The sequence below is a fragment of the Piezobacter thermophilus genome (genome assembly GCF_055386745.1).
Map to the genome: position 1 here is coordinate 2021015 of NZ_AP042380.1, position 23305 is coordinate 2044319.

19 protein-coding genes are annotated in these 23305 nt (G+C 68.2%); 8 read left to right on the top strand and 11 right to left on the bottom strand.

The features are described 5' to 3' along the window. The first annotated feature begins 112 nt into the window (after positions 1–112). Both ACZ5CM_RS09845 and ACZ5CM_RS09850 read left to right on the top strand, forming a co-directional pair. Complete coding sequence (locus tag ACZ5CM_RS09845) at positions 113–1360, top strand: efflux RND transporter periplasmic adaptor subunit (protein WP_464638136.1); 1248 nt, start codon at positions 113–115, stop codon at positions 1358–1360. Beyond that, positions 1357–5214 (top strand): efflux RND transporter permease subunit, encoded by a 3858-nt coding sequence (locus tag ACZ5CM_RS09850; RefSeq protein ID WP_464638139.1) that lies wholly within the window; start codon positions 1357–1359, stop codon positions 5212–5214. Before ACZ5CM_RS09845 ends, ACZ5CM_RS09850 begins: the two co-directional genes overlap by 4 nt. A gap of 114 nt (positions 5215–5328) precedes the next feature. On the opposite strand, the gene ACZ5CM_RS09855 is transcribed toward ACZ5CM_RS09850, so the two are convergent. Together ACZ5CM_RS09855 and ACZ5CM_RS09860 are read right to left on the bottom strand one after the other, a co-directional pair. After that, positions 5329–7137 (bottom strand): ABCB family ABC transporter ATP-binding protein/permease, encoded by a 1809-nt coding sequence (locus ACZ5CM_RS09855; RefSeq protein WP_464638142.1) that lies wholly within the window; start codon positions 7135–7137, stop codon positions 5329–5331. 81 nt (positions 7138–7218) lie between these two features. Beyond that, complete coding sequence (locus tag ACZ5CM_RS09860) at positions 7219–9123, bottom strand: LysM peptidoglycan-binding domain-containing protein (protein ID WP_464638145.1); 1905 nt, start codon at positions 9121–9123, stop codon at positions 7219–7221. Between the two features lie 121 nt (positions 9124–9244). Here ACZ5CM_RS09860 and ACZ5CM_RS09865 point away from each other — a divergent pair, with 121 nt between their 5' ends. Beyond that, complete coding sequence (locus ACZ5CM_RS09865; protein WP_464638148.1) at positions 9245–9796, top strand: LOG family protein; 552 nt, start codon at positions 9245–9247, stop codon at positions 9794–9796. Here ACZ5CM_RS09865 and ACZ5CM_RS09870 read toward each other — a convergent pair. Beyond that, a complete protein-coding gene (locus ACZ5CM_RS09870; RefSeq protein ID WP_464638151.1) occupies positions 9765–10592 on the bottom strand; it encodes an enoyl-CoA hydratase-related protein in 828 nt (275 codons plus the stop codon). The genes ACZ5CM_RS09865 and ACZ5CM_RS09870 overlap by 32 nt on opposite strands. Before the next feature lie 273 nt (positions 10593–10865). Between ACZ5CM_RS09870 and ACZ5CM_RS09875 the strand changes: the two genes are divergently transcribed. Further along, complete coding sequence (locus ACZ5CM_RS09875) at positions 10866–11942, top strand: calcium-binding protein (protein ID WP_464638154.1); 1077 nt, start codon at positions 10866–10868, stop codon at positions 11940–11942. 90 nt (positions 11943–12032) lie between these two features. Here the strand turns inward: ACZ5CM_RS09875 and ACZ5CM_RS09880 are convergent, their stop codons facing one another. After that, positions 12033–12632, bottom strand: coding sequence for a superoxide dismutase (locus tag ACZ5CM_RS09880; RefSeq protein ID WP_464638157.1), 600 nt, complete (start codon positions 12630–12632; stop codon positions 12033–12035). Between the two features lie 108 nt (positions 12633–12740). Between ACZ5CM_RS09880 and ACZ5CM_RS09885 the strand changes: the two genes are divergently transcribed. Beyond that, complete coding sequence (locus ACZ5CM_RS09885; protein ID WP_464638160.1) at positions 12741–13517, top strand: FkbM family methyltransferase; 777 nt, start codon at positions 12741–12743, stop codon at positions 13515–13517. A 104-nt stretch (positions 13518–13621) separates the two neighbouring features. Here ACZ5CM_RS09885 and ACZ5CM_RS09890 read toward each other — a convergent pair whose 3' ends face one another. From ACZ5CM_RS09890 to ACZ5CM_RS09910, 5 genes are all read right to left on the bottom strand, one after another. After that, entirely contained in the window at positions 13622–14218 is a 597-nt protein-coding gene (locus ACZ5CM_RS09890) for a sarcosine oxidase subunit gamma (protein WP_464638163.1), read from the bottom strand. Then, complete coding sequence (locus ACZ5CM_RS09895) at positions 14211–17222, bottom strand: sarcosine oxidase subunit alpha family protein (protein WP_464638166.1); 3012 nt, start codon at positions 17220–17222, stop codon at positions 14211–14213. The genes ACZ5CM_RS09890 and ACZ5CM_RS09895 overlap by 8 nt, the downstream gene beginning before the upstream one ends. A gap of 79 nt (positions 17223–17301) precedes the next feature. Then, positions 17302–17631 (bottom strand): sarcosine oxidase subunit delta, encoded by a 330-nt coding sequence (locus tag ACZ5CM_RS09900; RefSeq protein ID WP_464638169.1) that lies wholly within the window; start codon positions 17629–17631, stop codon positions 17302–17304. Positions 17632–17635: 4 nt separating this feature from the next. Continuing rightward, positions 17636–17947 carry a hypothetical protein gene (locus ACZ5CM_RS09905; protein WP_464638172.1) on the bottom strand — a complete coding sequence of 104 codons (312 nt, stop codon included), beginning with the start codon at positions 17945–17947 and terminating at the stop codon, positions 17636–17638. Positions 17948–17949: 2 nt separating this feature from the next. Further along, positions 17950–19194 carry a sarcosine oxidase subunit beta family protein gene (locus tag ACZ5CM_RS09910; protein ID WP_464638175.1) on the bottom strand — a complete coding sequence of 415 codons (1245 nt, stop codon included), beginning with the start codon at positions 19192–19194 and terminating at the stop codon, positions 17950–17952. Between the two features lie 171 nt (positions 19195–19365). Here ACZ5CM_RS09910 and ACZ5CM_RS09915 point away from each other — a divergent pair, with 171 nt between their 5' ends. The 3 genes from ACZ5CM_RS09915 to ACZ5CM_RS09925 are packed head-to-tail and all read left to right on the top strand — an operon-like array spanning position 19366 to position 21169. After that, positions 19366–20463, top strand: a complete 1098-nt coding sequence (locus ACZ5CM_RS09915; RefSeq protein WP_464638178.1) for a tetratricopeptide repeat protein — start codon at positions 19366–19368, stop codon at positions 20461–20463. Beyond that, positions 20460–20942 (top strand): Holliday junction resolvase RuvX, encoded by a 483-nt coding sequence (ruvX, locus tag ACZ5CM_RS09920; RefSeq protein ID WP_464638181.1) that lies wholly within the window; start codon positions 20460–20462, stop codon positions 20940–20942. The genes ACZ5CM_RS09915 and ruvX overlap by 4 nt, the downstream gene beginning before the upstream one ends. Further along, positions 20939–21169 (top strand): DUF1289 domain-containing protein, encoded by a 231-nt coding sequence (locus ACZ5CM_RS09925; protein ID WP_464638184.1) that lies wholly within the window; start codon positions 20939–20941, stop codon positions 21167–21169. Before ruvX ends, ACZ5CM_RS09925 begins: the two co-directional genes overlap by 4 nt. Before the next feature lie 204 nt (positions 21170–21373). On the opposite strand, the gene ACZ5CM_RS09930 is transcribed toward ACZ5CM_RS09925, so the two are convergent. Together ACZ5CM_RS09930 and dusA are read right to left on the bottom strand one after the other, a co-directional pair. After that, positions 21374–22198, bottom strand: coding sequence for a sulfite exporter TauE/SafE family protein (locus ACZ5CM_RS09930; protein ID WP_464638187.1), 825 nt, complete (start codon positions 22196–22198; stop codon positions 21374–21376). 59 nt (positions 22199–22257) lie between these two features. Next, positions 22258–23277 carry a tRNA dihydrouridine(20/20a) synthase DusA gene (gene dusA, locus ACZ5CM_RS09935; protein WP_464638190.1) on the bottom strand — a complete coding sequence of 340 codons (1020 nt, stop codon included), beginning with the start codon at positions 23275–23277 and terminating at the stop codon, positions 22258–22260. Positions 23278–23305 lie beyond the last annotated feature (28 nt).

The following is a 23305-nucleotide window of genomic DNA, read 5'->3' on the forward strand; positions in this document are numbered from 1 at the left end:
GAACTGCCCGGTTCAGTATGGAAACGCCCTTCTTCGCACCCCATGTGAATGGATCGAACGAAGGTGACAGCGCCACCGGCCGGGCAGTCGTGGCAGCCAGGAAAGGCAGGACATGCGTCTGATCCCGATCATCACCGCCATCCTCGTGAGTGCGGCGCTTTACCTGATCGTGTTCGAGCGCGACAAGGTCCTGGCCTTCGCCCGCGGCGAGACGGCGACCGCCGCCCAAGCCGGGCAGGAGCGCGCGGCAGAGTCGGAGGCGGCAGCCAAGACCAGCGCACCGCAGGCCGAGATCGGCGTGGTTGCCCTGCGCTCGCGCGCCCGCGCCGTGGACAGCGCCGTGATCGTGCGCGGGCAGAGCCAGGCGGCGCGCATGGTTCAGCTGCGCGCGGAAACCTCCGCGCCGGTGGTGTCGGAGCCGCTGCGCAAGGGCACCGCGGTGAAGGCCGGCGACGTGCTGTGCCGCCTCGATCCGGGCACGCGCGAGGCCGCGCTTTCCGAGGCCCGCGCTCGGCTGGACGAGGCCCGCGCCGCCCTGCCGGCGGCCGAGGCCCGCCTGCAGGAGGCCATCTCGCGCCGGCGCGAGGCCGAGATCAACTACAACGCCGCCAAACGGCTGATCGGCGAAGGATTCACCTCGGAAACCCGGCTGGCGGCAACCCGTTCGGCGCTGCGCGGGGCCGAAGCCGCCGTGGCCACCGCGCGCTCGGGGCTCAAGGGCGCCCATGCCGCCATCGCCGCGGCCCGTGCCGCCGTCGCCGCGGCCGAACGCGAAATCTCGCGGCTGACCATCCGCGCCCCTTTTGCCGGGCTGCTGGAAACCGATACCGCCGAGCTGGGCAGCCTGCTGCAACCGGGCAGCCTGTGCGCGACGGTGATCCAGCTCGATCCGATCAAGCTGGTCGGATACGTATCCGAAACCGAAATCGACCGCGTGCAGACCGGGGCGCGCGCCGGGGCGCTGCTGATTTCGGGGCGGCGGGTCGAGGGGCGCGTGATCTTTGTCGCCCGCACCGCCGACCCCCGCACCCGGACCTTCACCGTCGAGATCGAGGTCGCCAATCCCGATCTGTCGATCCGTGACGGGCAGACCGCCGAAATCGCTATCGCAGCCGAGGGGACGAAAGCGCATCTTCTGCCGCAATCGGCGCTGACGCTCAACAACGAGGGCGCCCTAGGCGTGCGCCTGGTGGGGCCGGACGATATCGTCCGGTTCGCCTCGGTCGAGGTTCTGCGCGACACGCCCGAAGGGGTCTGGGTGACCGGCCTGCCCGAACGGGCGAACGTGATCGTCAGGGGGCAGGATTTCGTCACCGCCGGCGTCCGGGTGCGTCCCACCTGGCGGGAGAGCGCGCAATGATCCGCATCGTGGACTGGGCCGCCGGGCGGGCGCGGATGGTTCTGGCCTTCATTGCCATATCGCTGATCGTCGGCGGTTTCGCCTATGCCAACCTGCCCAAGGAAGGAGAGCCGGACATCGAGGTGCCGGCCCTTTTCATTTCGGTCCAGTTTCCCGGCATTTCGGCGCAGGACAGCGAAAGCCTGCTGGTCAAGCCGATGGAAACCGAGCTTGCCGATCTCGACGGGCTCAAGAAGATGACCGCCACCGCGGCCGAAAGCTATGCCGGCGTGGTGCTGGAATTCGAATTCGGCTGGGACAAGACCGCCACCATGGCCGATGTGCGCGACGCCATGAACGCCGCCCAGGCCCGCTTTCCCGACGGGGCCGAACAATACACGATCACCGAGTTCAATTTCTCCGAATTCCCCATCGTCGTGGTCAACCTGACCGGCAAGATCCCGGAACGGACCATGGCCCGCATCGCGAAGGATCTGCAGGACGACCTGGAATCGCTCGACGCGGTGCTTCAGGCCGGCATCGCCGGCAACCGCGACGAGATGGTCGAGGTGGTGATCGATCCGCTCAGGCTCGAATCCTACAACATCACCGCGCCCGAACTGCTGCAGGTGGTGCAGAACAACAACCGGCTGATCGCCGCGGGCGAGGTCGAGAGCGCGCAGGGCACCTTCTCGATCAAGATCCCGTCCTCGTTCGACGAGGCCCGCGACATCTACGACCTGCCGATCAAGGTAAATGGCGACCGGGTGGTGCGGCTGGGCGAACTGGCGCGGATCAACTACACCTTCGAGGACCGCAAGGGCACCGCCCGCTTCGACGGGCAGCCCACGGTGGCGCTGCAGGTGGTCAAGCGCAAGGGCTACAACCTGATCGACACCGTCGAACTGGTCAAGCGGACCGTGGCCGAGGCCCAGCGCCGCTGGCCGCCCGAACTCCGCGCGGCGGTGCTGATCGGCACCTCGAACGATCAGAGCCGCATCGTCGGCTCCATGGTGCGGCAACTGGAGGGCTCGGTGCTGACCGCGATCGCGCTGGTGATGATCGTGGTTCTGGCCAGCCTCGGCAGCCGCGCGGCGCTGCTGGTGGGGTTTTCCATCCCCACCTCGTTCCTGCTGACCTTCGCGCTGCTGGCGGTGATGGGGGTGGCGATTTCCAACATCGTCATGTTCGGGCTGATCCTTGCGGTGGGAATGCTGGTCGATGGCGCCATCGTGGTGGTGGAATACGCCGACAAGCGCATCAAGGAGGGCACCGGCCCCATGCACGCCTATGTCGAGGCGGCGCAGCGCATGTTCTGGCCCATCGTGTCCTCGACGGCGACCACGCTGTGTGCCTTCCTGCCGATGCTGTTCTGGCCCGGCGTGCCCGGCGAGTTCATGTCGATGCTGCCGATCACGCTGATCTTCGTGCTGTCGGCCTCGCTGGTGGTGGCGCTGATCTACCTGCCGGTGATGGGCGGAGTGACCGGGCGCATCAGCCGCCTGTTCGGCCGCGCCTCGGACGGGTTGCGGGCGCGGCTGCCCTGGGTGGTGCGGGCGCTGCTGGTGCCGCCGGCGCTTTACGGCATGTTCCTCGGCATCATGCAGGTTCTCAACCCCGCCTACCTGCTACCCGCGGCAATGGCCGGACGCATCCCGCCGCTGGCGGGGTCGTTCCTGGGCGCGGTGCTGTTCCTGCTCTCGGCCTTTGCCGCGTCGATCGCGCTGGACGCCGCGCGGGTCACGTGGCGGCGCGCGCGCATCCGCCCGCGGCACGGCCACACGCCCTTCGGCTGGTTCATCCGTTTCCTCGCCGGCAACCCGGTCATGCCGATCGTGGCCATCGTGACGGTCTTCTCGGCGGTCTTCTACGTCTCCTTCGTGCTGTTTCCCGAACGCTCGCGCGGGGTCGAGTTCTTCGTCGAGACCGAACCCGAGCAGGCCACGGTCTATGTCCGGGCACGCGGCAACCTGTCGCTGGCGGAAAAGGACGAGATGGTGCGCGAGGTCGAGGAGGTCATCCGCGCGCATCCTGCGGTCGTCAACGTGTTCGCATTCGCCGGCGATGGCGGGCTGCGCACCGATACCAGCGGCGGACAGGCCCCCGCCGACACCATCGGCCAGGTCCAGTTCGAGATCACTCCGTGGGAGCAGCGCCCCAAGCGGCGGCAACCCTGGCTGGGCGGGCGGTTCGAGCGGCTGGTGACGGCGCCGGAATATGATGGCGACTACGTGATCGCGCAGCTTCAGGCGCAGCTGGCCGAAATCCCCGGTTTCATGACCGAAATCCGCCCGATGACGCGCGGGCCGGCGTCGGGCAAGCCGGTTCATCTGCGGCTGATGGGCGACGACTGGAGCGATCTGCGCGCGGCGGTCGAAAAGGTGCGGGAACGGATGGAGGGCACCCCCGGCCTGGTCCGGATCGAGGACACCCTGCCCCTGCCCGGCATCGACTGGCAGATCGACGTGGACGTGGAAAAGGCCGGACGCTTCGGCGCCGACGTGGCCTCGGTTGGGGCCATGGTGCAGCTGGTCACCCGCGGGATCCTGCTGGATACCATGCGGGTGGACAGCAGCGAGGAAGAAATCGAGATCCGCGCCCGCCTGCCGGAAAAGGACCGGGTGCTCAGCACGCTTGATACGCTCAAGCTGCGTACGCCCGACGGGCTGGTGCCGCTGTCGAATTTCATCTCGCGCCAGCCGGTGCGCAAGCGCGCCACCATCAGTCGCGTGGATCAGCAGCGTTTCTATGACGTGAAGGCCGACGTGGAAACCGGCCTTTCCGCGATCGTCACTACCGACCCGGACAGCGGGGAAACGGTAGAGCTGGCGGTGCTGCAGACGCTGCCCGAAGGCACGCCCGTCCCGGCGGCCAGCTTCACCGATGCCTCGGGCGAGCGCTACCGCCTGGTGCAGCTGACCGGTGCGGACACGGTGGACGAGCTGCGTCGGGCGCTGGCCGAGGGGCGGGCGCATTTCGCGCCGGTCAATGCCAACGAGCGGATCGGGAAGCTGACCAAATGGCTGGAAACCGATCCGCTGCCGGCCTCGGTCAGCTGGGAATGGACCGGCGACCGCGAAGAGCAGGCCGAAAGCCAGGCCTTCCTGTCCAAGGCGTTCCTCGGCGCGCTGGGGCTGATGTTCGTGATCCTGCTGGCGCAGTTCAACAGCTTCTACAACGCGGTGCTGGTGCTGCTGGCGGTGGTGCTGTCCACCACCGGGGTTCTGATCGGCATGATGGTCATGCAGCAGCCCTTCTCCATCATCATGACCGGCACCGGTATCGTGGCGCTGGCCGGGATCGTGGTGAACAACAACATCGTGCTGATCGACACCTATCAGGAATTTTCCCGCTACATGCCACGGATCGAGGCCATCGTGCGCACCGCCGAGGCACGCATCCGCCCGGTGCTGCTGACCACGATCACCACCATGGCCGGGCTGACGCCGATGATGTTCGGGCTGAGCCTCGATTTCATCAATGGCGGATACTCCATCGACAGCCCCACCGCGCTGTGGTGGAAGCAGTTGGCAACGGCGGTGGTCTTCGGGCTGGGCATCGCCACGGTGCTGACGCTGATCGTGACGCCCTCGCTGCTGGCGTTGCGGGTGTGGCTTGGCGCCTATGCGCACTGGATCGCGCTGCTGGCGGCGCGGATCACCGGAGGACGAGCCAGCCGCGCAGCCCGCGACCTGGCCCTGAGCCGCGCCATGCGCAGGATCCGCTCGGCCGAGATCGACTGGAGCGAACTCGCCCCGCCCGAGCAGATGCCCCCGGCTCCGGGAACGGCCGCGAAGGCCGCGCCGGGGGATGCAGAACCGGACGAGCCGCCCTCGCCCGGCACCGGCAAGCCGCCGCTGCGCGCGGCCGAGTAAGCGCGGCCGGCCGAGCCTCCGTCCTGAACACCTGTGCCCCAGGGCGCGCCGCGTCCGGGCGGATCCATTGCCCCGCGCCGGCGGAGGGCAGGCGGCCGCCCGGGTGGGCGCGGATCAGGCCGCTTCGGATTCCGACTGCTGCATGTTCCACAGCTCGGCATAGCGCCCGCCGCGGGCCAGCAGCTCGTCATGGGCGCCGCGCTCGACAATCTCGCCCGCTTCCAGCACCACGATCTGGTCGGCCTCGGCAATGGTGGACAGCCGGTGGGCGATGGTGATCACCGTGCGCCCCTGCGCGGCGCGGGCCAGCGCGTCCTTGATCTCCTGTTCGGTGCGGGTGTCCAGGGCGCTGGTGGCTTCGTCCAGAATCAGGATCGGCGGGTTCTTGAGCAGCGTCCGGGCGATTCCCACGCGCTGTTTCTCGCCGCCCGAAAGCTTCAGCCCCCGCTCGCCCACCCGCGTGTCGTAGCCGTCGGGCAGCGAGACGATGAAATCGTGGATCTGCGCATCGCGGGCGGCCTGCTCGATCTCTTCCTGCGTCGCGCCCTCGCGGCCATAGGCGATGTTGTAGCCGATGGTGTCGTTGAACAGCACCGTGTCCTGCGGCACCACGCCGATGGCGGCGTGCAGGCTTTTCAGGGTCACGTCGCGGATGTCCTGCCCGTCGATGCGGATCGCCCCGCCGGTCACGTCGTAGAAACGGAACAGCAGCCGCCCGATGGTGGACTTGCCCGATCCGGTCGCCCCGACGATGGCCACGCTGCCGCCGGCCGGCACGGTCAGGCTGATGCCCTTGAGGATCTCGCGCTCGGGATCGTAGCCGAAATGCACCTCGTCGAATTCGACCTGCCCGCCGGTCACCTCCAGCGGGCGGGCGCCGGGGCGGTCGGCGACCTCGGCGGGCTGTTCCAGCAGGTCGAACATCTCGCCCATGTCCACCAGGCTCTGCCGGATTTCGCGATAGACCGTGCCGAGAAAGTTCAGCGGCACCGTGATCTGCACCATGTAGGCATTGACCATGACGAAATCGCCCACCGTCAGCACCCCCTCCTGCACCCCCATCGCCGCCAGCACCATCACCCCGACCAGCCCGCAGGTAATCAGGAAGGACTGGCCGAAATTGAGGAAGGCCAGGGAATAGGCGGTCTTGAGCGCAGCCTCGGCATAGCGGCGCATGGCCCCGTCATAGCGCCGCGCCTCGCGCTCCTCGGCGCCGAAATACTTGACCGTCTCGTAGTTCAGCAGGCTGTCGATGGCCTTCTGGTTGGCATCGGTGTCCTGGTCGTTCATCTCGCGGCGCAGCTTCACCCGCCATTCGGTCACCCGGAAGGTGAACCAGACGTAAAGCCCGATGGTCACGCCGACGATCAGCAGGTAGCGCGCATCGAACATCACCGTGAGGATGATCGCCACCAGCACCAGTTCCAGGATCAGCGGCCCGAAGCTGAGCAGCAGGAAGCGCAGCAGGAATTCGACCCCCTTCACGCCGCGCTCGATGATCCGGCTCAACCCGCCGGTCTTGCGGGTGATGTGATAGCGCATCGACAGGCGGTGGATGTGCTCGAAGGTCTCCAGCGCCAGCCGGCGCAGGGCGCGTTGGGTCACCGGGGCGAAGGCGGCATCGCGCAGCTGCTGAAAGCCCACGGTCATCAGCCGCGCCACGCCATAGGCCACGGTCAGCCCGATCGCCCCCAGCGCCAGCGGCGGCACGCCCTCTGCGGCAAGCGCATCCACCGCGCCCTTGTAAAGCACCGGCGTATAGACCGCGACCGCCTTGGACAGCAGCAGCAGGAACAGCGCCAGCATCACCCGGACCTTCACCCAGCGCGGCTCTTTCGGCCACAGATAGGGCGCCACCTTGCGGATGGTGCGCCAGGCCGAACGGCGTTCGGCTCCGGGAGAGATGTCAGGACCGGGGTTCATCGCGTTTCCTCTTCTTCGCGGTGACATAAGACCCCGCGCCGGCAAAGGCCAGAGCCCCCCTTTCCCTGCCCGCTGCCCGGATCATTCCGGAATGGTGAACACCTGCCCCGGATAGATGAGGTCGGGATCGCGGATCTGGTCGCGGTTGGCCTCGAACACCTTGACGTAGAGGATCCCCTTCCCGTAGCGCTCGCGCGAGATCGCCCACAGGGTGTCGCCGCGCTGGACGGTCACGGCGCGGATGAGCGGCGTCTCCTCCAGGCTTTCCCCCTGCGGGTTGCGGCCCGCGCGCAGCACCTCGGGCGATTCGCGGCGGAACGGGGTTTCGATCCTGCTGACCACCTTGCCCTGTGCGTCCACCTCGTCGAGGCGCAGCGTGTAGACACCGGGATCCACGTTCGGAAGCTGCCCCTTCCAGCGACCCGATTCGTCGGAGAGGAGTTCGGCGACAGGGCGGTTGTTCACATAGACGCGCACCGAGGATCCGACCTCTTTCGCCCGCCCGCTGAGCAGCACCTCGCCCTCGTCGTCATAGCCGATGGTGTCGAGCGTGATCTCGTTCATCACCTCGGGCGGGGCCGGGCGTGCGGGCTGGATCAGCTCCACCCCTTCCTCGCCCGCGCGCAGCACGGCGACCGCGGTACCTGCGGCGCCGGTTTCGGGGGCGGATCCGGTGTCCTCGGCGACCGCGTTCTCATCTGCGGGAGAGCCTGTCACCGGCTTCGGAACCGCCCCGGCGGTCGCTGCCGCATCTTGCGGAGCGGACGTGCCGGCGGCGGCGGGTTGCGGGGTGCCGGCGGCGGTTTCGGTCGCGGCTTCGGGAGCTGCTTCGGGGGCCGTATCGCTGGCATCGGCGGCACGCGACGGGACTGCGCCGGGTTCAGAGGCAGGTTCGGGCATCTGCGCCACCTGCGCCTTCTCGGAAACGTCGGCCGGGGGCTGCGCATCCGCACCAGCCATCCGGGCCGGCGCGGCTGCCTGATCCACGGCATCCTTCCCGGCCTCCGGCCCTGCCGCGGGCCGGGCGACATCTTCACCCTTGCCAGCATCAGGCCCGCCCGCATCCGCTTCGGCCAGAACCGGCTCCGTCGCTTCTGCGCCGGGGGCGGTCGGTTCCGGCGGGATCGATCCCTGCGCTTCCTGCACCGGTGCCGGGGCGGCATCTTCCACCTGACCGGGAGCCTTGGCCATCTCGCCCTCATCGACGCCCGGCCCCTCCCCCGCCGGAGCCTGTGGCGTCTGCGCCGGGGTTTCCACGGGCTTGCCGGGCGCGGCCTCGGCTTCGGCAAGGCGCGTGGGCGCAAGGATGATCTGGTCGGCGGACGGGACGGCCTGAGCGCCCTCGCCCACCCGCATGGTCAGAACCCGCGGATCGGCGCTGACCGGTAGTTGAAGAAAGGCTACGAATGCGCCGGAGCCATCGGCCGTGGCGGTTTCGAACGGCCTGCCGTCAAGCAGAATGGTCACCCGGCTGCCCGGATCGGCCCGGCCGGCAATGACGGTGGTTCCGTCGGACTCGACCCGCACCAGATCGAAGCTGGGCGCCGTCGGGGCGGGTTCGGGTTGCGCCTCTTCGCCGGAGGCGGCTTCGGTCGGGCCGGGGGCGGGCTTTTCGCCCTCCGCCGTTTCCTGCCCGGTGCCGGATTCGACTTCGGGGGCGGGTTCGGTCTCGGACGCGGCGGCCTGCGGCGGGGCGCTCGCCTCCTGCTCCGAAGCCGTCTCCTGCGCGGGCGCGACCTGCGCGGCCTCTTGCGGCGCGGAGGGCGGTTCGGAATCCCGGGGGGCATCGGCGGCCGGGCCGGGCGCCGTCGCGGTCACCGCCGGCGCGGGTTCGGATACGGTTTCGGGCGCGGGTTCGGGTGCGGGCTGCAGACGGGGACCGATCAGGCCCGCCAGCCAGGCCGCCACCACCGCCAGCACGATCACGCCCCCCGCAGCCAGAGCCGCAATGCCCCATCTGCTGCCGCCATTGCCCGATGCCGCCATTCCTCTTCCTTCCCCCACAGGCGCCCGCGCCGGACGCACGGTTGAGCCTGCCCGCCGTTCCCGCTATCACCGGCGGGCGGGTGGAGGACACGCGCCCGAAAGTCCCGGGAAAGGCAGACAGATGACCGTCAAATCCGTTTGTGTTTATTGCGGATCGCGTGCCGGGGCAATGCCTGCCTATGCGCGCGACGCGGCAATGCTGGGGCGCGAACTTGCCGCGGCCGGCTGGCGGCTGGTCTACGGGGCCGGCGATGTCGGGCTCATGGGCGAGGTGGCCCGGGCCGCCCAGGCCGCCGGCGGCGATACCTTCGGGGTGATTCCCCGCCACCTGGTCGTGCGCGAGGTGGGCAAGGCCGACCTGACCCGCCATGTGGTCACCGAAACCATGCATGAACGCAAGAAGGTGATGTTCATGAATGCCGACGCGGTGATCGTCCTGCCCGGCGGCGCGGGGTCTCTGGACGAGCTGTTCGAGGCCCTGACCTGGCGCCAGCTGGGCCTGCATGACAAGCCCATCGTGGTACTCAACAGCGCAGGTTTCTGGGATCCGCTGCGAAAGCTGATCGATCACGTGATCGATCAGGGTTTTGCCGAAGCCTCGCTGGCGCGGTTCCTGACATGGGTGGACGGACCGGAGGAGGCTATGACGGCGCTTCGCCGGGCTCTGGGCTGATCCCCCCTGCCGGCGGCGCGGGTCGCCAGTTCTCCAGTTCTTCCGCGATCCGGTGCGGATCCATGAAATGGGCGATCATCGCCTCGGTGGCGGCCGCGTAGGCCTTGTCCAGCGGCATCTCCAGCTGGCGATAGAGCGTCCGCTTGCCCAGCGCCAGCGCCGGCGCGTAACGGGTGGCCAGCCGGCGGGCGAAGGCGGTGACCTCTGCCGCCAGCCTCTCGGCCGGGACGATCCGGTTGACCAGCCCCGCGCCCCGCGCCCATTCGGCATCGAAGCGTTCGCCCGAAAGCGCCATTTCCATGACATGCTTGCGCGAAAGGTTGCGCGACACCGCCACGGCGGGGGTGGTGCAGAACCCGCCATTGTTGACGCCTGGCAGGCAGAACTCGGCCTCCGGCGCGGCAAAGGCCAGGTCGCAGGCCGCCACCAGCTGCAGCCCGGCGGCGGTGGCCAGCCCCTCGACCATGGCGATGGTGGGTTGCGGCGCATTCGTGACCGCCTGCATCATCTGCGCACAGGCCGCGAACAGCCGCTCCAGAAAAGCGCGGCCCCGGTCGGAATCGGCGCGGTGGCGGGCGATCTCCTTCAGGTCGTGCCCGGCGCAGAAGATCCGCCCCGGCCCGTGGATCACGATCACCCGCACCTGCGCGTCCGAGGCCGCGCGCCTCAGCGCCCCGTGCAATGCCCGGATCATGTCCAGAGACAGCGGATGGGCCGGCGGCGCGCCAAGGGTCAGCGTCAGAACGCCCTCGCGCAGATCCTCGCCCAGAAGATCGGCAGCCGTCATCCGGTTCATCGTCACCTCCTCCGTCCCGCGCCTGCGGGCCAAGCATGAACCGCTTGCCCCCCGCGCGCAAGGCTGCGGAACGACCGTGCCGCAAGCCTCTGGTCACCGGTGGACGGTGAGTGGCGGACAAGGAATTGCATCCTCTCCGCGCATTCCGTAATGCGAAGACGCGCAGACGTTGCGCCGGCGTCCCGGGAACTTCCCGCCTGTTCATGACGGGCGGGCGCCGGGCAGGTGCCGCTGACGCGCGGAACGACTTCAGCAGATCGGGAACGGAAGGGCATGACCATCATCAACGGAACTTCGGCCGGCGAAACACTGACCGGAACGCAAGGTGATGACACGATCTACGGCAATGGCGGCGTCGACCGGTTTCAGGGCCTGGCAGGAGACGACACGTATTTCGGCGGAAGCGACCCGGATTTCTTTTTCAACAGCCCCGGCAACGACATCGCTTACGGGGGGGCCGGAAACGACCGTTTCGTCTTCGCGCCATCATACAGTCCAGTTCTCGATGCGGAAACCTACTTCGGAGGAGACGGCGAGGACGTGCTCAAGGTCTTCGGCGTGACCGGAAACTTCACCCTGGATGCGCGACCGGACCCGGCCGGGTTCGGGCACGCCAGCTTCGGCATGCTCTTCCAATCGATCGAAACTTTCGACATCTTCACGGGCGACGGCACCGACACGATCCGCACCCTGAATGGCAACGACTCGGTCTTTGCCGGCGTAGGAAACGATTTCGTGAGTTCGGGGGCAGGCGATGACGTGATCAGAGGCAGTTTCGGCAACGACACCATTCTCGGAGGCGCCGGGAGCGACATCCTGTTTGGCGATCAGGGTCCGGGAAGCCATGGCGACGACCTGGTTCATGGTGGAGCCGGGCGGGATCTCGTCAGCGGCGACGGCGGAGATGACCGGCTGTTCGGCGACAGGGGCGCGGATCATGTGTCTGGAGGCGACGGCAACGACCGGCTGATCGGTGGCCGCGGAAACGACACTCTGGCCGGCGGCACGGGGAAGGACATTCTCAAGGGCGGCGCCGGAAACGATACGTTCGTTTTCGCGTCCCTCGCGGAGTCCGGAACCGACCGGGTTTCCCGCGATGTCATCCGGGACTTCCGGCCCGGTGCCGACGTGATCGACCTGAGCGGCACCGATGCCGTTTCGGGCGGAACGGACGATTCCTTCGCCTTCATAGGGGATGCGCCCTTCTCAGGCACCGCAGGCGAGCTGAGAGTGGAACAGTTCTTGCGTCACACGGTGATCATGGGTGACGTCGATGGAGATGGGATTGCCGATTTCTCGATCGGCCTTCGGGGTGCCGTCCCGCTCGGGGAGACCGATTTCATCCTGTAGATTGGGTGACAGAAACCCGGCCACCGGGCGTCTGTCCCGGAAATCCCCCGCGCCCGACCGATCGGGCGCGGGGGAAGGGAAAGATCGGGATCACATCCGCGAAGCGACGTTTTCCCAGTTGACCAGGTTGTTGAGGAAATTTTCCAGATAGGCCGGGCGCTTGTTGCGGAAATCGATGTAGTAGGAGTGCTCCCACACGTCGCAGCCCAGCAGCGCCGTCTGGCCGAAGCACAGCGGGTTGACGCCGTTTTCGGTCTTGGTCACGGCCAGGGATCCGTCGGGGTTCTTCACCAGCCAGCACCAGCCCGAGCCGAACTGCCCCACCCCGGCGGCGGTGAACTGGGCCTTGAATTCCTCCACCGAGCCGAAGCTTTCCACCAGCGCCTTTTCCAGTTCGCCCGGCATTCCGCTTTCGCCCGGACCCATCATTTCCCAGAACTGGTTGTGGTTCCAAAGCTGCGAGATGTTGTTGAAGATGCCGCTTTGCGCAACGGCGCCCGGCTGATAGGTGCCGGTGATAATCTCTTCCAGCGACTTTCCTTCCCACTCGGTGCCGGCAATCAGCTTGTTGCCGTTGTCCACATAGGCCTTGTGGTGCAGGTCGTGATGGTATTCCAGCGTTTCGGCGGACATGCCCTTGGAAGCCAGCGCATCATGTGCATATGGGAGATCGGGAAGTTCGAAAGCCATGTTGGACCTCTGTTCGTGTCTGTTGCGTTTCCTCCGGTTACATGCGGCGCGGGGGGCGCGGGGTCAAGGGCCAAGGCGGTTTCGGCGCAATGATCGGAGGCGGGCGGAGTGCTGGTTGATGCCCTGACACGGGTCAGGAAGATGCTGTATCGTGCCCGCGGCCATTATGCCGGGCAGCTTGGCGGCGAACGGTTCCGGCTCGACCCCTATCACAGCAGGTTCTGGCGCAAGGCGGGCTCGGGCCAATGGGAGCCTGAGACATTCGCCGTTCTGCGCGCGCATCTCGCGCCCGATCGCGACTATCTGGACATCGGCGCATGGATCGGCCCGACCGTGCTGTTCGGGGCGCGGCGGGCGCGGCATGTGTGGTGTTTCGAGCCGGACCCGGTGGCCTTTCGCCATCTGGCATGGAACATCGAGCTGAACGATCTGCGCAATGTCAGCGCCTTTCCGGTGGCCCTGTCGGACCGGGTCGGCGTGGCGCGGATGGCCTCGTTCGGTGGCGAGGCGGGGGATTCCATGTCCAGCCTTCTGCATGCGGATGGCGCCGGCGGTCGGGACGTGCTGACCATCGACTGGAAGCGGTTCGCGCAGGCGGTGGACCTGTCGGGGGTGTCTCTGGTCAAGATCGATATCGAGGGGGCGGAGTTCGACGTGCTGCCGTCGCTGATCCCGTGGCTGCGCGCGCAGCGCCCGGCGCTGCTGCTTTCCACCCATGCGCCGTTCATCGACGCCCGGACGAGGCGCGCGCGCATGGCGGCGCTGGCCGGGACGCTGGATTTCTACGGGCGGTGGCAGGACCGGCATCTGCGCGACGTGGCGCCGGAGCATCTTCTGAGCGAGGCGGCGCTGGCCGGGTTTGAAACGGTTCTTCTGACCGGGTGAGGCGAAGCCGGCGGTTTCGGATCGCTGGCGCGATCCGACCGGTGCGGGGGCGCTGCCCCCGCGCCCCCGGGATATTTTCGGCCAGAAAAAGGACCGATGCCGCGTCAGGGGTGATCCGGGGCCGCGTGGAAGGCGACGGAGGATGCCGGGTGCGCCGCCGTCTTCAGCAGGTCAAACACGTATTGTGCGACCGAGCGGAAGCAGAGGATGCGGAAGCTTTCATCCTCTTCCATCCAGAAGGCCGCTGCCACCTGGGCCAGCCGGGTGCGGCGGAACATGCCGGGGCGGAAGGCGGAAGGGGCAAGATCCACCGGGCTGAGCTTGGCCAGCACGTCGCGGGCGGCCCCGCCGGAAAGGCGGAACATGGCACGGGCGTCCGAGACATTCACCACCAGCGCGTGCTGGCCGGAAAGGGCCTCGGCCAGATCCGCCTCCGTCGTGGCGGCCTGGTGATACGGGCAGAGCAGGAGAAGCTCGTCCGGCGACATCCAGCACAGGCCGGTCGCACCCGCGGCGTCGATTTCGACACGAGCCTCGTTCGGGCCGGGGAGCTTGACCCCGGCGGCGGCGCCCACCGCCCTGGCGAAGGGTCTGGCGGCGAGATCCCCGCGCAGGGTGATCATGCCCTGAGGGGGACATTCCTCGACCCGCGCCAGACCGTCGAAGGTGGCGCCGCGCAGGGCGGTGATGGGTTCAGACATTCTGCCTCTCTCCGTCCTTGTCATAGAAGACAGGGCTGACGATCCGGGCCCTGGTGACGCGGCCGTCGGTCGCGGGAAACTCCAGCACCTCGCCCATGCGGTCGGGCCCGTGCAGCACCAGCCCCAGGGCGATGCCGCGACCCAGCGTGGGCGAGAAATAGGTGGAGGTCACCCGCCCCTGCACCCTGCGCTGGCCGTTTTCGTTCACCCCGTCGGCCACCGCATAGGCGCCGTCGGGCAGGACCGAGCCGTCGAGCGTCTCCAGCCCCACCAGCTTCCAGCGGTTCGGATCGGTCATGTGCGGGCGCATCTGCGCGCGCTTGCCCAGGTAATCCGCCTTCTTCTTCGAGATCGCCCAGCCCAGCCCCAGATCCTGCGGGATCACGGTGCCGTCGGTTTCGTCCCCGACCATGATGAAGCCCTTTTCGGCCCGCATCACATGCAGCGCCTCGGTGCCGTAGGGAGTGATGCCGAATTCGGCCCCCTCCTTCATCAGCAGCTCCCACAGGGCCAGACCCTGCCCGGCGGGAACCGCGATCTCGAAGGACAGCTCGCCCGAGAACGAGATGCGGAAGACGCGGACCGCAAAGCCCGCCAGTTCGCCCGCGCGCCATTCCATGAACGGCAGCGCCTCGCGCGAGACATCCATGCCGCCCAGCCTTTCCAGCAGTGCCCGCGCCTTCGGGCCGACCACGGCAATCTGGGCGAACTGCTCGGTGACATTGGCCACGAAGACCTGCCAGTCCCACCATTCGCACTGGAGCCATTCCTCCATGTGGGCGTGTATGCGCTCGGCCCCGCCGGTGGTGGTGTGGCACAGGAAGGTTTCGTCATCGAGCCGCGCCACCACCCCGTCGTCGATGAGAAAGCCGTTCTCATCGCACATCAGCCCATAGCGGCATTTTCCCGGCTTCAGGGTGCTCATCATGTTGGTGTAGAGCATGTCGAGGAAGCGGCCCGCATCCGGCCCCTTGACGATCAGCTTGCCCAGCGTGGAAGCGTCAAGCAAACCAAGTGATTGGCGGGTGTTCTTCACCTCGCGCATCACCGCGTCGTGAAGGCTTTCTCCGGGGCGGGGATAGGCATAGGGGCGGCGCCACTGACCCACCGGTTCCCAGTGGGCGCCGTTGGCTTCGTGCCAGCCATGCATCGGCGTGCGCCGCAGCGGCTGGAAGATCTCTCCGCGCGCCTCGCCGGCAATGGCGCCCATGCTGATCGGGGTCCAGGGCGGGCGGAAGGTGGTGGTGCCGACCTCGGGAACGGGTGCGCCAAGCGCATCGGCAAGGGTGGCCAAGCCGTTGATGTTGCTCAGCTTTCCCTGATCGGTAGCCATGCCCAGCGTGGTATAGCGCTTGGTGTGCTCGACGCTTTCATAGCCTTCCCGGGCAGCCAGCTGGATGTCGGAAACCTTCACGTCGTTCTGGTAGTCCAGAAACGCCTTGTTGCGCAGCGCGACCCGGGCGCGTTCGGGCATCAGCCAGACCGGCCGCATCGGCGCCTCCTCGGGTCCGGCGCAGTTTGGGACCTTTGTGCGCTTCGGCTTGCAACCCACGGCTTTTGCTGCATATTTCCCGGCCGCATCGGCGTCCGAAAGCACCCCGTCAAGGGACAGCTCGCCACTGGCGGCGCCGGCGGGAATCACGAAGCCCTCGCCGTCGGCGCCGGTGGGCGGGCGCGCGGTGTCGGGACGGAAATGGGCCTGGGTTTCGTCCCAGATCAGCTTGCCCCCGCAATGCGACCACAGGTGCACCGCCGGCGACCAGCCGCCCGACATGGCGACCGCGTCACAGGCGACCTCTTCCAGCGCGCCGCCTTCGCCCTCATGGGCGCAGATCGCCACCTTCGCCACCCGCTTGCCGCCCGAGACCCGGGCAATGGCGCGGCCGCAATCGATGCGGATGCCCAGGGCGTAGGCCTCTTCCATCAGCGCCCCGCCGCCCGAATTGCGCACATCGAGAATGCGCAGCACCTCGATCCCCGCCCTTTTCAGCGTGATCGCGGTGCGATAGGCGTCGTCGTTGTTGGTGACGACGATCACCCGCCGGCCCGGCGCCACGCCCCAGTTCACCACATAGTCGCGCATCGCCGAGGCCAGCATCACCCCCGGCACGTCATTGCCGGCAAAGGGCAAGGGGCGCTCGATGGCGCCGGTGGCGGTGACGATCCGCTTCGCCCGGATCCGCCACAGCCGGTGGCGCGGCCCGCCCGAGCCCGGCGCGTGATCGGTCAGCCGCTCATAGCCCAGCACATAGCCGTGATCATAGACCCCCGCCCCCATGCAGCGCGTGCGCAGGGTGACGTTTTCCATCGCCGCCAGTTCGGCGACGGTCTTCTCGACAAAGGTTTCGACCGGCTCGCCATCCACGGAGCCGCCATCCACCGGCGCCCGCCCGCCCCAATGCGGGGTCTGTTCGATCAGCAGCACCTTCGCCCCCGCCTGCGCCGCCACCTTCGCCGCCTGAAGCCCCGCGACGCCGCCGCCGATCACCAGCACATCGGTGAAGGCATGGAAATGCTCGTAGCTGTCCGGGTCGGGATGCTTCGGCGCCGCCCCCAGCCCCGCGGCCCGCCGGATCAGCGGCTCATACACCTTCTTCCAGAAGTCGCGCGGCCACATGAAGGTCTTGTAGTAGAACCCCGCCGGCAGGAACCGCGCCAGCGCCGCGTTCACCGCGCCGATGTCGAAATCGAGGCTGGGCCAGTGGTTCTGGCTGCGCGCCACCAGACCGTCGAACAGCTCGGTGGTGGTGACGCGCTGGTTGGGCTCGAATCGCGGCCCTTCGCCCAGGCCGACAAGGGCGTTCGGCTCTTCCGGGCCCGAGGCGATCAGCCCGCGCGGGCGGTGAAACTTGTAGGACCGGCCCAGCATCACCTGGTCGTTGGCCAGAAGTGCCGAGGCCAGCGTATCGCCGGCCAGCCCGTGCAGACGGCGGCCGTTGAAGGTGAAGGTGATCGGCCGCGACCGGTCGATCAGGCGGCCCTGGGTGGCGATGCGTGCGCTCATCTGGCGACCCTTTCACAAGGCGCGGGGGCAAAATCACGGATGGTGCGGGCGGCGGCGAACAACGGAAAGGGGGCGGACATCAGGAAAACTCCCTCCACGTCCAGCCGGGGCGTCTGGCCGAGATCCGGGCGCGGATTTCCCGGGGCGGTTCGGAGGTCTGGGCCGGATAGGTGCCGAAAACCTCGAGCGTGGCCGTGTCGCGGGCTGCGTGAAACCACTTGCCGCAGCCCGCGGCGTGGCGCCAGCGCTCGAAATGCACGCCACGGGGGTTTTCCCGGGCAAAGAGGTAGTCGTGGAATTCCTCGTCCGAGGAGTCGGGGCCTGCGCGCTTCAGATGCGCCTCGCCGCCCGGCACCAGTTCGGTTTCATCGGCATCCACGCCGCAATAGGGGCAGTGCAGGATCAGCATATCGTCAACTCCTCTTCAAGCGCCTTCGCGCCACGGTGAGGACATCCTCGTCAAACAGGCGGCACCAGGGTTCCTGCAGCACGAGATGTTCAACGGAAAGGTCCAGGCGCTGCTCGAGAGCGAGCCGCGTGAAGCCTTCGGGGACCGCCCCGCGCGGTTGCAACAGGGCAGCCGCCGTGGCAACGCCGCCACGTTCGCGGAGCATGTTGAGAAAGTAGGTCGGCCGATACCCGATCTCCCGCGCGGCGCGTTCGTAGATCGAGTGCATCGCCTGATCGAACCTGGCTTCAAGCTGCCTGCGCTCCTGCGGTTTCATGCTCAATGGGCCACCCCCGCCGCCACGCTTTCGTCGATGAAGCGCCCTTCCCTGAACCGGTCGAGCGAAAAGGGCGCGCACAGGGGCGATTGCCCGGTGGCCATCAGCTCGGCAAAGCCCCAGCCCGAACCGGGGATCGACTTGAACCCGCCGGTGCCCCAGCCGCAGTTGATGAAGATGTTTTCCACCGGCGTCCGGCTGAGGATGGGCGAGCGGTCCCCGGTCATGTCCACGATCCCGCCCCATTGCCGCAGCATCTTCAGGCGCGACAGCATCGGGAAGGTCTCGATCAGCGCCCGCACGGTTTCCTCGATATGATGGAACGAGCCGCGCTGGGTGTAGTTGTTGAAGCCGTCGGCGCCGCCGCCGATCACCATCTCGCCCTTGTCGGACTGGCTCATGTAGCCGTGGACCGTGTTGGCCATCACCACCACGTCCATGCAGGGCTTGATCGGCTCGGACACCAGCGCCTGCAGCGCCACCGATTCGATCGGCAGGCGAAAACCCGCCATGTTCGCCAGAACGCCCGAGTGGCCGGCCACGACGATCCCCAGCTTGTTGCAGTCGATGGCTCCTTTTGTGGTGTCCACCCCGGTCACCTTGCCGTTCTCGGTACGGATGCCGGTCACTTCGCATTTCTGGATGATGTCGATCCCCATGCCCGAACAGGCCCGCGCATAGCCCCAGGCCACCGCGTCATGGCGCGCGGTGCCGCCGCGTTCCTGCCACAGCGCCCCCAGAACCGGATAGCGCGGCCCGTCGATATTGATGATCGGAACCAGCTCCTTCACCCGCTGGGGAGAGATCCATTCGGTCTTCACCCCCTGCAGGGCATTGGCATGGGCGGTACGCTGATAGCCGCGCATCTCGTGATGGGTCTGGGCCAGCATCATCACCCCGCGGGGGCTGAACATCACGTTGTAGTTCAGTTCCTGGCTGAGATCCTCGTAGAGCGCGCGCGCCTTCTCGTAGATCGCGGCGGAAGGGTCCTGAAGGTAGTTGGAGCGGATGATGGTGGTATTGCGCCCGGTATTCCCACCCCCCAGCCAGCCCTTTTCCAGCACCGCCACATTGGTGATGCCGAAATTGCGGCCCAGGTAATAGGCCGTGGCCAGACCGTGCCCGCCGGCGCCGATGATGATGACGTCGTAGTACCGCTTCGGCTCGGGCGATTTCCAGGCCCGTTCCCAGCCGCTGTGCCAGCGCAGGGCTTCGCGGACCACGGCAAAGGCAGAGTAGCGTTTCATGGGCGAATCCGATCCGTTCCAGACAGGGCCAGATATGCGCGCTTCGCGCCGCGGCGCCGTGTCGCGTTCCGCCGCAATATGGCGCAGTTGCGACATGACGGCCTCAGGCAGCACTTTGCCCTTTTTTCGCAGGCGTTGCGAGGCTAGATCAGACTCAAAGGCGGAGGGCCCATGACATTCTGGATCGCAATCGTGCTTGTGGCCGCCCTGGCGGCGGTTGCGGCAGCCGTCCTGCGGCGCTCGGGCAGCGGGAGCGAAGGCGGCGTGCGGGTCGGCGCGATGCTGGTCGCGGCCGGATTCGCCGCGCTCGTGGGCGTTGCCGGCGGAACCCTGATCGCCTGGCGCCCCGGCGCGGCGCCGGTCCCGGCCGATGCGCCCCCTGCCCCGGCGCCCCCTGCCCCGATGGCACAAACCGGCCCCGGGGCGGCAACGGACGCGGCGACTGCCCCGGCTGCCGGGCCGTCGCAGGCCGAGGCCGAAGCAAACATGCCGCCCGCCCCGCCGCCCCGGATCGACACGAGGTACAGGAAGCTGCTGGAGCAGCTTCGCGCCACTGTGGCCGAACGGCCCGACGATCTGGAGGGGCAGATCCTTCTGGCCCGGCACGAGGCGAACGTGGAAAACTACCGCGCCGCCTACGAGGCCAAGGCGCGGGTGATCGCGCTGAAGGGGGCCGATGCGAATGCCGACGATTACACCGAACAGGCCGAGCTGATGATCCTGGCCGCCGGCGGCTATGTCTCGCCCGAGGCGGATGCGGCCCTGGCCGCAGCATTGCAGCGCGATCCCCGCCACGGACCCGCCCGCTTCTACCGGGGGCTGAGGCTGGCGCAGGCGGGGCGGCCGGACCTCGCCTTCGGGATCTGGGAAGCCACGCTGCGCGACAGCCCCCCCGATGCGCCCTGGGCCGAGGCAATCCGGGCGCGGATCGAGGAAGTCGCCTGGCAGGCCGGGGTCCTCTATGTCCTGCCCGACCGCCCCGCCCCGCCCTCCGGCCCGGGCGCGGCCGAGATCGCGGCTTCCCGCGACATGAGCGTGCAGGAGCGACAGGCAATGATCCGCGGCATGGTCGGGCGGCTGTCGGAGCGGCTTGCGTCGGAGGGCGGCAGCGCCGAGGAGTGGGCGAGGCTGATCCGGGCCCGGGCCGTTCTGGGCGAGCGCGAGGCGGCGCGGCAGGCATGGGCGGATGCGAAGGCGGCCCTTGCCGATGACGAGGCGGCGCTGGCCCTGATCGAGGCCGCGGCGAAAGAGGCGGGGCTGATCCGATGATCTGCGACAGCATCGAGGATTTCGCCGCCGCCCTCGAACCGATGACGGCCGTGATCGGGCTGGATCTGGGCGAGCGGACGATCGGGGTGGCGGTCTCGGACCGGTTCGGCGCGGTCGCGACGCCGCTGGAGACCATCCGGCGCAGGAAATTCACACCCGACGCGGCGCGGATTCTGGAAATCATTGCCGAGCGCGAGGCGGGAGGGATTCTTCTGGGTCTGCCGCGCAACATGGATGGAAGCGAGGGGCCGCGCTGTCAGTCCACCCGCGCATTCGCGCGCAATCTGGCGCGGCTGACCGCATTGCCGATCGGGTTCTGGGACGAGCGGCTGAGCACGGTTGCTGCCGAGCGCGCCCTGCTGGAGGCGGATACGTCGCGAAAACGTCGCGCCGAGGTCATCAATCACGTGGCGGCGGCCTATATCCTGCAGGGGGCGCTGGACAGGATGCGCCACATGCAGGCGGAGGACGACCGATGACCGATCCGATCTGGGAACGCGACGAGATCGATTCGCCCTGCGTGAAGATCTGCGTGATTCACCCTCGGGCAGGGATCTGCACCGGTTGCCATCGCACGCGCGACGAGATCGCGCGCTGGTCCGCCATGAGCGCCAATGAGCGTGCGGCGATCCGTGCTGCTCTGCCCGCGCGCGCGCCGCTTCTTGTGCGGCGCCGCGGCGGGCGGGCGGGCCGCCGGACAGGCTGAGGCGCAGGACAGTTCATGCGGCGGCCCGTTCCGGGCCAAGGTTTCTTCAGCCGCGCGCTGGTGCGCGCAGCGGTGCCTCCGGCGGGAGTATTTTCGGCAAGAGGAAGGGGCTGCGGTGCGCGCAACCGGTCGGCGCGCGTTCGGCCCGGCGGGCAGTGGCCGGATGCCGGGGGAAGCATACCCAGCCGCGGGCGCGGAAGGCGTCTACCATCCCAGCGCCTTGCGCAGCATGTTCAGCGCCACCAGCGTCAGGAACACGGCGAAAACCCGCCGCAGCGGTTTGGGATCCATCGCATGGGCAAGCCGCACCCCCCAGGGCGCGGTCACCATGGTCATGGCCACCACGATGGCGAAGGCCACGAGGTTCACCGCTCCGATGGTGAAGGGCGGGCGCTGGGCCGGGTCGATTTCGAGAAGCAGAAATCCCGCCACCGAGGGGACAGCGATGATCACGCCGAAACCCGCGGCAGTGGCCACGGCGCGGTGGATGGGCGTGTTGAACAGGGTCATCAGCGGCACGCCGAAGCTGCCGCCGCCGATGCCCATCAGCACCGACAGGAACCCGATCAGGGGCGACAGGACTGCGCGGCGCAGCCCGCGCGGCATGGCCTCGCCCAGCCGCCATTCGCTGCGCCCGAAGCCGAGATAAAGGCCGATGACGATGCCGAGGATGCCGAACACCGCCTGCAGCGTGACCGAGCGCAGCGCCGAGGCCGCCAGCACCCCCGCCACCGCGCCCAGCGCGATCCCCGGCCCCCAGCCGCGCAGGATCTGCCAGTCCACCGCGCCGCGCCGGTGGTGGCTGTGGACCGAGCGCACCGAGGTGACGATGATCGTGGCCAGCGAGGTCGCCAGGCACATCTGCATCAGCTGCGGCCCGCCATAGCCCAGCGTCTTGAAGGCGTAGAAGAAGGACGGCACCAGAACGATGCCGCCGCCCACGCCCAGAAGCCCCGCCAGCACCCCCGCAAAGGCGCCGATGGCCATGAGCATCGCCCCCATCTGCACAAGCAGAACCGTATCCGGCATGTCCCCTGCCTCCCCGATTGCCCGGAGATCCGCCCCCGGCATTTTTCCCGGCGCGATGCTTACACGGCGCGGCGCGACTCGGCCAGAGGGGCCACATGGGCCAGCGCTGCCTCGATCAGTTCGGGCCCCGCATCGGGCCGGTAGGCGCCTTCCGACAGGACCCGCCGCCAGGCCCGCGCGCCGGGACGGCCCGCAAACAGGCCCAGCATGTGGCGGGTGATCTGGTGCAGCTGGCCGCCGCGGGAAAGATGCGCCTGCGCATAGGGGATCATCGCCCGCGCGACCTCGACCGGGTCGGCCTCGCTCCCCCGGCTCCAGATCGCCGGATCGGCCGGGCCGAGGATGCGAGCCGGCGCATTGTAGGCCGCCCGCCCGATCATCACCCCGTCCAGCCCGGCCGCGAGAAAGGCCCGCGCCTCCTCCAGCGAGCCGATCCCGCCATTGACCGAGATGTGCAGGGCGGGAAAGTCGCGCTTCATCCGCTGCACGATATCGTAGTCCAGCGGCGGGATGTCACGGTTTTCCTTCGGGCTAAGGCCCTGCAGCCACGCCTTGCGGGCATGGATGATGACCCGTTCGCAGCCGGCCGCGGCGATCCTTTCGAGGAAATCAGGCAGCACCTCGTCCGGGTTCTGGTCGTCCACGCCGATCCGGCACTTGACCGTGACCTCGACGGAAACCGCTTCGCGCATGGCGGCCACGCAATCGGCCACCAGTTCGGGCGTCTTCATCAGCACCGCCCCGAAGGCGCCCGATTGCACCCGGTCGGACGGGCAGCCGCAGTTGAGGTTGATCTCGTCGAACCTCGCCTCTTCCCCCAGCCGCGCGGCGCGGGCCAGCTCGTCCGGGTCCGATCCGCCCAGTTGCAGCGCCACCGGGTGCTCTTCGGGGCCGTGGTCGAGCAGATGCAGCGCCCCCCCGCGCACCAGCGCCGGGGCCGTCACCATTTCGGTATAGAGCAGCGCCTGGCGGGTGAGCAGCCGGTGCAGGTGGCGGCAATGCCGGTCGGTCCAGTCCATCATCGGAGCGACGGACAGGCGGGCCGACGATCTCAAGGCATCTTTCACAGGGGTCGTCATCGCATCACCGAAAATGCCGCGTCCTGCA